Source organism: uncultured Aquimarina sp. (assembly GCF_947492965.1).
In the GTDB taxonomy this organism is placed as follows: domain Bacteria; phylum Bacteroidota; class Bacteroidia; order Flavobacteriales; family Flavobacteriaceae; genus Aquimarina.
In genome coordinates, this window is record NZ_CANLOZ010000001.1 from 311,159 (window position 1) to 325,564 (window position 14,406).

Here is a 14,406-nt window from a genome sequence, read left to right on the forward strand (position 1 = left end):
TTTATGTCTAAAGATCATGGTCATAAACGTTGTATTTTTACTTTCAATCAATAGTTTAAAAGCACAGGTTTTATGGTATGGAGATCCTGACAAGAGTGTTAATTCTAGCTTTAGAAGGTTTGATTCAGGAAATGCTGGTGATGATTGCAGTAATCAATCTAATAATAATTCTTCGGCATCTACAGTAAATGATTCTGAATATGGAAAGGTCTGGAGGATACAGAAACCCACTGGTCAAAAAAGAGGTGAATTTGCCAGAACTACTGGTACTGTAAATAATTATGAACCGGAAGAAGGGGATTTTGTTTATTACGGGTGGCGATGGAAAATAGAGTCTACACCTAATATTACAAGTGGTATAGCCGTTTGGCAATGGAAAACAGATGCAGGAGACCAGAACAATACACAGAATTACCCTTTAAACATGGGGTATGGAAATGGTACGTTGACTTTTAGTGCTTGGGGTCCATGTTTTCCTAGTTGGAATTCCTGTAGTGGATCGATCAGCAAACGTAAAACTACACTATGGAGCAAATCTATTCCAGAAAATACGTGGGTAAGTTTTGTAGTTGGTATAAAAATGTCTAGAAATGATGACATAGGTTATGTAGAGCTATGGTATAATGGACAAAAACAAACACTTTCAAATTCTGATTTTCAAGATTATCAAGTGGATATTTCCTCCGATGGTAAGCGAGCATTTCATAAGACATTTGATGGTAAAGTGGTATATCCAAAATGGGGATCGTATAATTCAAATGCCTGTAATTTTAACACGACTACTTATTATGATGAAATGAGAATCGCTACTACTTTAGAATCAGCAATGCCATCTGGATCGGATTCTGGAGAGAATCAATTACCAGTAGTATCATTTAGTACACCAACTTCCCCAACAATAACCGTAGATGAAGGTCATAATCTAATAGTAAATGTAGATGCTAGTGATCCCGATGGAACTATCCAGAATGTAAAGTTATATATGGATAATGTGGAAATACGAGAAGAAGTAAATCCTCCTTACGAATGGGGACATCGAGATGATCTGGACGAGCAACTGAAAAACTTAGCTGCTGGCACATACCAAATAAAAGCAGTAGCTATCGATAATCGTGGAGGTACAAGTGAAACTACTTTTGAGTTGGTGGTAGAAGAAAATGTATTATCTACTCCTGATTTTTCAATAGAAAAACCAATGACTGTGTATCCTATTCCAGTTGTTGATCTTTTAACTATAGAAATCCCAAAAGCAGAAATTTCTAGTGTTACCATATATGATTTACAGGGAAAAGAGTTATTTCAATCAGTTTTAGATAAAGAATCTAAAGAAATATTTTCTTTAGATTTTTCTAAGTTTTCTAAAGGGGTTTATTTTCTAAGTGCGCAACATGAAGGTAAAAATATACAGACTATTAAAGTACTTAAAAAGTAGATTGTTCACTTCGCACTGATGGGGGATTAAGAAGTGTAAAATAATCAGAGGGTTTCTTTGTAAAAGGTTTATAGATTTTTAATAAAATATCATTCACTATGAATCACTTAAAACCAATTATTATAGTGTTTTCTGTTTTATTTATTTGTACTAATAATTTCCTAATAGCACAAGTAAGTTTAGAAAAACATGAAGAACTGAATCAAAACGCTTTGAAGTTTTGGTATGCGGATCCTGATCAACCAGCAGCACGTTTCAACAGAAATATTTCACCTAAAGGGGATTGTTTGCAATTCGTAAATGGGTATCTGTTTTTGACCTGGTATAAAGGAGGAATGCAAAACAGAAATTTAATGTTATCCAGACTTCATTTAGAATCTAATACATGGGCTACCATACAATTTCCTGATAAGGTTAGTCTGTATAGTTCTGGTGAAGGAAATTCTCACCGAGTTGCGTCATTAGGAGTTTCTCCAATTGATGGAACGATTCATCTAATGTATGATATGCATGCTAGTGAATTAAGATATAGATTCTCGGAAAAGAATATCGCTTTTGCGCCAGATTCGGACTTTACATTAGATAAGTTTTCATCCAGAAGAAATTATTTTAAACCAGGAAATGTAATATCCAGATTTACGTATCCCAATACGGAAGTAAATCAGAATGGTGAATTAATTGTAGAGTACCGTTTAGGAACATCTAGACAAGGAGATAAGTATATTATCCTGTACGATGGAAATTCTTGGTCGGATACCCAATTAGTAATGAGAGGAAACAATGAAAATCCTGAATTTAATCAATATGGAGGATTTAGATATTTTTTTGATCAATTGTATTTAGGATGTTCTGTTCGTATAAAAGGAGACGATGTCGAGTTTAATAAAGGATTTTACTATGCGGCGATTGGAAATAATGGATTGGGAGATACTTGGGAAAATCTCAATGGGCAAAACATTTCTACACCAATTGAAGGACTTACAGAGATGAATAAATTTAAAATTGCAGACCCTTTACCAAATGGAAGCAATGGCATGACTAGTGCTCCCAATTTTGTGGTTTCTAAGAATAAAGCAATTCATTTTACAAATAGAATACCTGGACAAGGAACGGTTCACTACTATACAAAACCGAATTCTGATGAAGTGATCAAAGCTTCAGGAGGTTCTCCACCTGTTAATTTTCCTGGGGATGATGGAAGAGTATATAGCATAGAGGTAAAGACTAATGGAAAAATTCAACTAAGAAGTACCAAAGAAGGTGAAAGTAATTGGCGAACTGATTATACATGGTCCGGAAATGAAGAATTTGATCAAATGGTATATGAGTATGCAAATGGGTATTTACATATTATTGCATCTGAAGAAAGAAATAGTGATCAGTTACCACTGCATTATTTAAAATTGAAACTGGAATCAGTAGATATTCCCAACGAATTACCTATGCTTTCTTTTGTAACACCTACGGAAGATATCGTGTTACAAGAAGGGTATGCTAGTTTTGAAGTAACGGTTGATGCATCTGATATAGATGGAAGTATAAGTAATGTTCAATTATATATTGACGATGATTTTATAAGACAGGAAGTAAATCCACCATATACTTGGGGACAAGGAAATCTCACTGATGAATTATTAGGGTTGTCAGTAGGAGAGCATACTATAAAAGCAATTGCTACTGATAATGATGGAGGAATCTCAGAAATTTCATTCATATTCATTGTAGAACAGCAGATACTTTCTATTGATGAGTTTGAAGAAGTAGAACAGAATGTCAAGATTTATCCAAACCCTGTTAAAGAAAATAAATTAAATATTATCGGTCTTTCGCAAAAGAATATAATCTTAGAAGTGTATGATGTATTTGGAAAAAAAGTATTCACTCGATCCACCTCTGAAGAAAGTACAATATTAGATCTTTCTGAATTGAGTGCTGGTTTGTATGTCCTTCATATTTCAAGTAATGTAGAGCAAATCAATAAAGTATTTGTAAAAAAATAATGCCAAAAAATGTCTGATAGTTTCGATTATGATCGATAAACACAAACAACTAAATTATTATGTTTAATAATGATAAAAAAATCTTTAAAGTATATTGAAATTTTAATATTAAATAATTGATTATCAGTGTTTTTTGGTATTTTAAAGAAAGATTCAATAAAGATAATAGACAATATATTTATTAGTTTAGCTTTATACTTATTAGAGAAGTTCCAGACCTTTTCTAGAATAAAAAAGAGAGTAATTATTAAGAAAAAGTTCATAGAAAAAAGAACTTTCATAGAAGGCTTAAGTTTTCTTTTTTTGATATAACTCTAAATAGATAAACGAATCTAGTTCGTTTAATATTTAAATATTTTCTTCCCTTAGATCTTTAAATATTTATTCGTTTTAGCGCATCAGTATTTGTACTGAAAATCCTGTGTATAACAAGGATTAAAAAAAGATATGTCATCGATTTATTTGTAATTGAAGACATTAAAAGAATGTAAAGAAGAATAGTATGAAAGTATTTCTATGATCAAAAGTAAATGTTCATCATTACTCAGTTTTTTCGAGTGATGAGGTATATCTATAGGATATAAGTCTAATAATGAAGCTCTCAATTAACCGAAATACTCTTATTAAAGAACCTTTTAAAATTAACCTAACACAAACTCACAATGAAAAATCGTAAACGCACAACAAGGTATAAGCACCTATACACCTTGCTTATAATGATGTTATTATGTATGGGAATAAGTAATGGTTTTGCTAATACACCAACGAATACTAAACCCAAGAAAGTATCTTCTTCTTATGAGTGTGTTCCACCAACAACTAGCTTAGCGACTATTAGTCCTGTACAATCAGGTTTCTGGAATCAAGGATCTACGTGGCCTAATGGTGTTGCTCCAACTTCAAATGATGATGTTGTAGTGCCTCCAGGTATAGATTTAGTTATGGTAGGAACCTGTAGAGCAAGAAACATTAATGTACAAGGGAAATTAAGTGCTGTTAATTGGCAAGCTGGAGGAGCGTGGATCGATCTAGAAGCGCGAAGTATTATGGTTGCCAATGGCGGTTATATGGAAGTTGGAACTGAAGCACAACCTTATCATGCTAGTAGAAATGCTAATGGAATTAGTTGTCAGATCACACTTACAGGTACCAAAGTAGTCAATGCAGCTGCATCTTATAAAGCCATTATGGTTATGGGTGGTGGTCGTCTAGAATTACATGGAAAGAAAAGAATGAGTTGGACAAATATTGCAACTACAGCTAATCAAGGAGCCCAGCAAATTACACTTAAAGAAGCTGTAGACTGGGAAGTAGGAGATCAAATTGCATTAACTGCTACTGGATTAGCAAGCTCTCAGTCGAAAGCTTGGAACAATGTTGACGAAGCACGGATTACTGCCATTAGCGGAAATAGAAGAACACTTACATTAGCATCCCCACTGCAATTTACCCATATCGGTGGATCTAAAACCTATACAAGAGCTCGAGACGGGAAAACTTGGAATGTAAATATTCAGGCTGAAGTTGGTTTGCTTACACATTATATCAAGATTCAAGGTAAAATGGATGCTAACAATGAGCAAACTGGATTTGGAGGACATATTATGCTAATGAAGAATTCTATCGCTCACGCAGAAAATGTAGAATTGTATAAAATGGGTCAAAAAGGAGTTTTAGGAAGATACCCGTTTCATTGGCATTTAAATGAAGATAAGGCTCAAGGCAGTTATTTTAGAAATAGTAGTGTACATAAATCTTTCAACAGAGCTGTAACCATTCATGGTACCGATTATGTAACTGTAGACGGAATATTTGCCTATGATCAAATAGGGCATGGAATCTTTTTGGAAGATGGCGCTGAACGATTCAATACCATAAAGAATAATGTTGTTTTTGTAACTAGAAGACCAAAACCAGGAGAGCAACTAACGCCATCAGATAACGAAGCAAACGAACCCCAAAATAGAACACCAGCTTCTTATTGGATTACGAATCCGAATAATTACTTCGAGAATAATGTAGCTGCAGGTACAGAAGGGACAGGATTTTGGTTTGCTTTTCCAGAAAGACCGATGTTTGATTCTGGAAACTTAGCCTATTATCAGGGTTTAAATCCTTCAAAAGAACCTTTAGGAAGTTTTGATGGTTTCGTAGCGCATACTTGTATGACTGGTTGGGACGTTTTTGACAGATTAAACCCTAATCATTCTTTAAAAAAGAATTTTGGATGGGATGTAAACACTAGACAATTGATTAAAGATGGTCTGATGTACGGAAATGATCAGGCATTATACAGTGGATTGGGAGTAGGAGGTACTAATGAGAATACAGTTTTTTATAATTGTGCTTTTAGTGATAATAAAACAGTTTCTATGCTTGCTGGAGATCTAACTATAGAAAATAGTTTGTTTAATGTAGATACAGATCTTGGAGTATTCAATGGAGTACGAGAATTCTTTAGGTTTTACGATGGGCCAGGAAGGCATATCGATTGTCATTTCGAAGGATGGAATCGATCTAATGCAGAAATGATTAAGCAAATTACAGGGGGAGGAGCCACAGAGAATTTTAACCCTACGTTCCGTGGAACTACAAAAGGGTTTTCAGAACCGTTCCCATTTAGATTTTTTCCTTTACCAAATACAGATAATACTCGCGCCAGAAAAGTGGGACAGTTCTTCAAAGACTATGATGGAGGATTAACCGGAAAAGCAAATACAACACTAATTAGAGATATAGCATTTCTTAGAGATGGACACGAATACAGACATCCTTCTTGGAGAAATGCTGCGAGATCTGATTATTTCTTCGCTGGATTATGGCTTGCAGGGATTAATTCCAGTGGAACCCGAATATCGGTAGTCCGTTCGAAACCTGGAACAGAAAATGTTTGTTTCTATGAATCTGGAAATGCATCTTCAGGAACGTATAAGTTTCCTACTATTGTCAATGAAGGCTTTAGATATACATATTATCTGGATAGAGCACCATCAAATAAAAGTATTCATCTCATTTGGAATAGAGGAGATGCTGGTGATTTAGGATTTGTAGTTTTTAAGGGACTTGGAAAACTAGGTAATTTTAGAGCAAGGGGGCATAATTTTAATCTACCACGTTTAAATTCTATTGCAGCTGTAGAAAATGCTACAGATAATGCCTATTTTATTGCAGGGAATGGTGATGTATATCTTAAACTAAGAAATTTAGGAGGTGATGATAGATCTAATATTTTCTTTAACTGGGATAATAATGGAAGTTTCCAACCGGCAGCCCTACCATGTACTACGAATGATCTAGATGGAGTAACTGCAATGGATAATGATGGTGATGGTAGACCAGATATTGTAGAAACAGATACTTGTGGAAACCCAAATAATGCATCTGATTTAAACTTTGAGTTTAGTAATACAGATGAGAGTTTTCAACGATTTAATACAGCTGCGGCAAATACAAGTAGTGATCAATTTTGGTTAATTAGAGCAGATAACTCCAATGATCCTTATATTGTTAGGAATGGTTTGAAATTCAGTGGAAATCAGGTGCCGCAGTTAAAAATTAGAACAAAATCTGAAGCTGCTGGTACTTTTCAGCTGTTTTGGGCAACTACCGATCAACCTAATTTCGTTGCTGCTAGATCAGTAACAGTTGCTCCGCAAACAACTAACGTATTCGAAGAACTTGTATTTGATATGAGTAATCTGAATACATGGATGGGAAAAACAATTACCAAAATTCGTTTGGATTTTCCACCAGATGCTTCTGCGCCTAGACATACTTGGATAGATTATATACATGGACCCGATGCCTCCAATGCTCCATGTAATAATACTCCAGAGATAACTTTCACGAGTCCATCAAATGACCAGTTTTTAGCAGGAGAAGATATTGGTGTTGTAGTTGGGGTTACCAATGGAAATATTGCTAACATCAGACTTTATCTAAATGATGTTTTGGTACGACAAGAAAATGCAGCACCGTACGAATGGGGAAGTGCGAATCCAGGTGCTAATGATACCGCCTTATTAAATTTAGCAGCAGGAACCTATGAGTTAAAAGCAGTAGCGATAGCTACAAACGGTACAAGTACTACGGAAATTAAGACGATTACTGTAATTGATCTAACATGTGATATTATACCATATGTAAATATCAATAATACGGGCTGGGAATCTGTAGATATGGCTAGTGTAAATGTGGGTGATACGGTTTGGTTTGGTCCGCAATCTGAAGAATTTGGACCTACATCAAATGGTTGGTCTTGGACAGGTCCTAATAATTTTAGTCATAATGATAGAGGATTATTGTTATCTAATGTCCAATTAAGCCAAGCAGGTACATATATAGTAACAAATACTGATGCTAATGGTTGTACTGCTTCTAAAAGTTTTACTTTAGATATTAATGCAGATCCAAATCCAAATGCTATCGCTATTCCTGGGAATTTTGAAGCTGAAGATTATACTGATATATCTGGAAGTGTACGAATAGAAAATACACCAGGCGGAGGAGAGAATCTTGGGTTCATTCTTAATGGGAACTATACTGAATATGAGATTGATGTAGCCGATTCTGGAACGTATGAGATTACCGCTTTTGCTTCTAGTGCTACAGAAGGAGGTAGTATCCAAATTTATACTAATAATAAATTAAAAGGAACAATTCAAATTCCAAGTAATGCAAATTGGCATTCATATCAAGCCTACACCAGTTCTATAGCGATATCTAGCGGTATTCAAACATTACGATTATCATATACAGGAGGAGGTAATTATTTATTTAATGTAGATAGAGTAGAAGTTACAAAACCAATCCAAATAGAAACGACTACTACATTGTCTGCAATACATGATGCCTATTTGGATAACGGTATCCGTTTTAATAATAACATGGTGAGACTAGAAAATGGAAGACGTACCGGATATTTAATGTTTGATACATCTGGAATTAATGGAGAGATAGTAAGTGCCGAATTAGAATTTGAAGTATTTGGAGATGCTGGTAATGGAGGAGTTATTATTCAGGAAGGTACATATAGTAATTGGACAGAGGCAAATCTTTCCAATCAGAATAAACCAACTAAGAAATCACAGACAATAGGATCGAGAACAGGTACTTATACCATTGGCTCTACGATCACGGTGCCACTAGAACTTTCTAAGACTAATAGTAATAGAGTAAGTCTAATACTAGAAATGAATGGAGGAAATGATTTTGCTTTTGGATCTAAAGAAAATGGAACAACTGGAGCTCCAAAATTGGTAATTACATATTTAGATAATAAAAACCCTGAAGGAACACAAGACACACCTGTGTTATATCCGAATCCAGTGAGAAACATTCTAAGTATGTCTCAAGCAAATTTTACTAAAACTGTAAAAGTATATGATATGCTTGGAGCAGAAAAAATGAATGTTTCTTTGGGGGAAAACGAGAATGAACTTGATTTAGGTCGATTATCCAAAGGAATATATATGGTACGAATTATTGATCTAAATAATCGTAGAGCAGAACCAATGTTATATAAAGTTGTAAAATCGGATTAGTAAAAGTGAATGTAGCCTTTAGATTATAATTCTATTAAAAAACCAAATCGCATATAAAGCGGTTTGGTTTTCTATACAAGGAATGTTATATCACTACGTTTATATAGACCAATAAAATGTGAAAGTTTATAATGTAAGATCCATTGAATATCTCTTGGACTTAAACCAACCAATTATTTACTAATTTATTAGAGGTAATATTATATGATAATTGTATCTCTATTATCTTTTGTCGAATAATACCTACTAAAACAAGAAAAAATAGTTTCAAGCATAGAAGAAATTCCAGACGTTTCTTCTTTAAACATGAATTTACATTGTATCACTTTATAGAATTTATTTAATACAGATCTTATTTGCAAGTCTTTCCATTTTATTAAGATCCTGATTAATTTTCTTTATCGTGAAGAAAACAGTTCAATTGTATTTGTTTTAATGTTCCTTCTCCTCTAGGATCTTTAACACTTTATTTTAAACATTAGATGTTTTCATTTTTTCAGGCTTCAATTAGTTGTCTGCAATATGATTGCATAGGATTTAATTGTCTATGACTTATTAATGTAAACAAAATATAAAATGCAAATATGGTCTCATATACATATATGAAGATTATCAAATAAAACAATATAATTCTTTTAACCATTAAAATTAAACTAACTAATGAAAAAGCTTAAATACATACCAAAAAAACAACGTTTTTGTACGTTTGTTATAATGATGTTTTTGTTCGTGGGAATTGGCAATCTTTTTGCTCATACTCCTAGAAAGAATACCATCAAAAAGGTGACATCTTCTTATGGTTGTCTACCTCCTTTAAATTTAGCCACGATACAACCAATACAATCTGGAGCATGGAATCAAGATAGTACCTGGCAAAATGGTATACGACCAACTTCAGGTGATGATGTGGTAGTACCTGAAGGAATGACACTAACATTAATTGGAAATTGTAATGCCAGAAGTATTAGAGTAAACGGAACTTTAAGAGCTTATAACCATCAAACTCAGGGAACCTGGTTTAACTTAACGACTAAGTATATCATGGTAATGGGGCAAAATGCATTAATGGAAATTGGCACAAAGGATCAACCCTATATCAGTACAGAAGGTGGTGTTATTACCTTAACTGGAACCAATAGAAATGAATTAATTCCAGGAACCTCTGTGAATTCTAAGGCTATTATGGTAATGGGTGGTGCTACTATGAATTTACATGGTAATCCAAAAAAGTCTTGGGTAAAAATAGGTACCCAAACACCTGTTGGTTCTACGTCAATTACGCTGGCAGAAGTGGTTGATTGGGAAGTAGGTGATACAGTAGTTATCACGTCTAACAGATTAAATCCTGAGGAAGCAGAAGAAAGAACTATAACTGGGGTCTCTGCTAATGGAAGAACAATTTCATTTGCACAAGGGTTACAATACCCTAGAATGGGAGAGTTACAAATGTATTCTAATGGATCCAGAAGTTGGACAATGGATACAAGAGTTGAAGTAGGATTGTTAAGTAGAAATATTACCATACAAGGTGGTAATGATACTACAGACGCCAATCGATATGGTGCGCATGTGATGATTATGAATGGATCTGTTGGAAACGCTGATAATGTTGAATTCTTCAGAATGGGACAAGGAGGAACTTTAGCTAGATATCCTTGGCACTGGCACTTATTAGGGGAGTCTGGTACAGGACAGTATATCAGCAACTGTAGTATTCGAAAAAGTTACAACAGAGCAATTACAGTTCATGGTACTTGGGGTACTTTAGTGGATAATAATGTTGCGTATGACCATAGAGGTCATGGAATCTTTTTGGAAGATGGTTCAGAGATTAACAATGTTTTTTCAAATAATTTGGTGTTGTTATCTAGAAAACCTTTGTCGCAAGATGCTTTATTAGATTCTGATTTTGATTTTTCTCAGAACCAAAATGCTTCTCCTTCTGCTTTTTGGATTACCAATCCCGACAACACCTTTCTTAATAATATCGTTGCAGGTACTGAGGGTACGGCCTATTGGTTCGCTTTTCCTGATAAACCCACAGGCTTATCTGAAAGTTTACCTTCTCTTGCAAATCTAAGACCACGTCAAACCGAATTTGGTGAATTTTCTGGAAATACTGTCCATAGTACGTTTTCAGGATTTGATATTAATGATGCACTTACAAATAATCATAGCCTAAGAACTAATGTTGGGTTCAGCATCAATAATCCATTTATTGTAAGAGATTTTACGGCCTTTAGTAATAACTTAAATATATATGCTGGTATTGGTAGTGTTTTAGAAGATATCATTTTTGAAAATGCGACCTTATCTGATGCACGATTTCATACGATGGTAGCTACCAGATTAACGGTTCAAAATTCATTACTTATATCTGATACAGGTAATGGCATCTTCTCCTCAAACCAGCAAAAATCCCTAAACCTTTTGTATGATGGTGCGATCAGAATGTATGATTCCCATTTGGTAAATTGGAATAGATCTGACAGCTCTATATTTGATAATAACGGAGCAGGATCTAAATTCTCTAATCACTTATTGCGCGGTATCACCTATAATCACCAAGGAACTGCAAACGTGAACATTGCTCATCAACATAGGCCTCCTACAACAAATTCTGCTAATTGTATGCAAACTTGGAGTAATGTTATTAGAGATTTGGACGGCTCTGTAACACGTACAGGTGTACCAAGTACATTACTTAGTCAAAACGGTTTTATGTTACTTGATGGTTCCTACCAGCCTTATAACTGGAATGGACTTCATAGTACTCCAGAATCTTTTGTGACGATGAGGGTAGGTAACGATGTAAACAGCACCATTACTAGAAAGAAGGAGGGATGTGGTATCTCTAAATCTATTCAAATGAACCCTTGTGCAGTAGGTCCTAATTCGAATTTTCACTTGACAGTTGATGATGCTCAAAACAAATACGAGCAATCTATATACTACAATAGTCTTGTTGGCAATAATATGGAAATAAAAATGTATAATGATCAGTTAGCCGGTAGAGAAGTAACCGTTCGTTTTAAAGGTTTTGGAAACCTGAATGGAATAAGAATGGATGGAATAACTCAGAGTGGTAACCTTGCTGCTGTGAGAAATTCTAACACTACAGCTTATACAAGAAATAACGGTGATTTATATATAAAGTTTGTACTAAGTAACGAACTGAGATATACTCAGTACATGGTTAGATGGAATTCAGGTAATTTACCTAATTTTAATATCTATAATTCGGAACCTGATTTGATGAATGCCTACGTTACCACATCTAATCAATCAGGTTGTAATGCAAGAGCTACTTTTCATATTGCTAACAATCCAAATCGTACGAACCTAGAAATAAGTTTAGACGGAGGAAAAACTTATTCCCAAACGATTAATGATAATGTAGGTAATAGAAGTTTTAATAACGTTCCAGTCGGTACTTTGATTTATGCAAGATGGGCTGGACAATCCTGTGGTATACCTGTTGGTATGGTAAGGAATAATAATAAAAATGCTGATTGTGACAGCAATATTCCGGTAGAAAACAATCCACCATCTGTTAGTTTTCAAAGTCCAAGTAGTGATCAGTTTGATGAAGGAGCGGATTTAGGTGTGGTTGTAAATGCTTCAGATAGTGATGGTACAATCGCTAATGTCAGATTATATATCAATGACGTTTTGGTACGACAAGAAAATGCAACTCCTTATGAGTGGGGAACTGCAAATGCAGGTAACGAAGATCCTTTATTACTGAACTTGTCTACTGGTGATTATACCTTAAGAGCAGTAGCAACTGATAATAGTGGTGCAAGCACTACCATTACGAAAACTATTTACGTTTCAGGAGAAAATCAATCCCCAATAGTAACTTTTACAAGTCCTGTGAATACATCATTTGACGTGGGAGAAAATCTTGGTGTAGTGATTGATGCATCTGATAGTGATGGTTCTATTGCTAATGTTAGATTATATATCAATGATGAATTTGTGCGTCAGGAAAATGTAGTTCCTTACGAATGGGGTATAGCAAATGCAGGTATTGAAGATCCCTTATTACTCAACTTGTCGGTTGGTAGCTATACTTTAAGAGCGGTAGCTACTGATAACAGTGGAACTACAGCAACTGCTATAAAGAGCATTACTGTCGTGGATTCAAATCCCGATCCTGATACAGGTTGTGTGGTATCAAATCTTAAATTCGATTTTAACGGAACCGACGAAGGTTTTACAAGACAAAATATTGCCGCGCACAATACCTCAAATGATACGTATTGGTTATTACGAGCGGATTATTCTAACGATCCATACATTATTAAAAATGGGTTAAGTTTTCAAGGAAATCAAGCACCTAAATTCCGTGTTAGAGCTAAATCAGAAGCAAGTGGTATGTTTCAATTATTTTGGACTACAACAGATCAACCTAATTTTGCACAAGCACGTTCAGTGATAGTAACTCCAAAAGACACCAATGTGTATGAGGATCTGGTTTTTGACATGAGTGGTTTCAACACATGGATGGGAAAAACAATTACAGCGATACGTTTGGATTTCCCGACTGATGTAACTGCTCCTAGACATACGTTTATTGATTATATCCATGGAACATCAAATGAACCATGTGATGACGGTGGCAACCCTATTGAAGGAAATACTATCGTTCACATACGTAAGCGTAATGCTATCAATTTCGCCCTGGATGGTGGTAATAGTGGAGCTCCTAATAATAATGTGATTTTATATGCTGCCAATCCAAATAATGTAAACCAGCAATGGATAGAAATTGATCGTGGGAATGGCTATTATTCATACCAAAAAGTAAATACTGATCTATGTATGGATGGAGGAAATAACGGAGCATTACGTCAAAACATAATCCTATGGAATTGCGAAAATAATAATCAGAATCAGCACTGGAGAAAGGTTAAAATCTCTGGGAATATGTATCGTTTGGAAAAACGAAACTCTAGTGGATTCTCAATAGATGGAGATTTTGGAGGAGCTAATGGAAGGGCTACTTATCTATGGACTAACGGTAATAGTAATCAAAATCAACATTGGATTTTTGAGGTGTTAGAAGAAGATAAAACTCCAATAGAAGATGAGGAGTTGAGACTTTACCCTAATCCAGTTCAGAACACCTTATTTATCTCTGGAAATACAGCTGGGAAAGTAGTTACAGTATATGACGTATTAGGAGGTGTTAAAATTAAAAAGGAGTTAACAGAAGGAGAAAATATTATTTCTATGGAACCTTTTTCTGCTGGGCTATATTTAGTTAAAATAATAGATTTTGATAATAGTTCAAATACTAAAACTTTTAAAGTTGCTAAAAAATAGGTTGTTTTTCTTAGATAAATAATGGATGATTAGAATTATTGATCTAAAAAACTCAAATGCTACAATAAAGTGGTAAAACAGATGAATAGAACGATAACGG

4 protein-coding genes are annotated in these 14,406 nt (G+C 34.6%); all 4 read left to right on the top strand.

All coding sequences use genetic code 11. The annotated features are described in order from the left end of the window. Nucleotides 1-16: 16 nt before the first annotated feature. The 4 genes from Q1B37_RS01400 to Q1B37_RS01415 all read left to right on the top strand — a co-directional run bounded on the left by Q1B37_RS01400 (nt 17) and on the right by Q1B37_RS01415 (nt 14,306). Nucleotides 17-1,432 (top strand): T9SS type A sorting domain-containing protein, encoded by a 1,416-nt coding sequence (locus Q1B37_RS01400; RefSeq protein ID WP_299894603.1) that lies wholly within the window; start codon nt 17-19, stop codon nt 1,430-1,432. 98 nt (nt 1,433-1,530) lie between these two features. After that, nucleotides 1,531-3,432 (top strand): BNR-4 repeat-containing protein, encoded by a 1,902-nt coding sequence (locus Q1B37_RS01405; RefSeq protein ID WP_299894606.1) that lies wholly within the window; start codon nt 1,531-1,533, stop codon nt 3,430-3,432. Between the two features lie 662 nt (nt 3,433-4,094). Then, nucleotides 4,095-8,975, top strand: a complete 4,881-nt coding sequence (locus Q1B37_RS01410) for a carbohydrate-binding protein (RefSeq protein ID WP_299894609.1) — start codon at nt 4,095-4,097, stop codon at nt 8,973-8,975. 660 nt (nt 8,976-9,635) lie between these two features. Continuing rightward, the gene (locus Q1B37_RS01415; RefSeq protein WP_299894611.1) at nt 9,636-14,306 is read left to right on the top strand and encodes a G8 domain-containing protein; all 4,671 of its coding nucleotides are present in this window, start codon (nt 9,636-9,638) and stop codon (nt 14,304-14,306) included. Nucleotides 14,307-14,406: the final 100 nt, after the last annotated feature.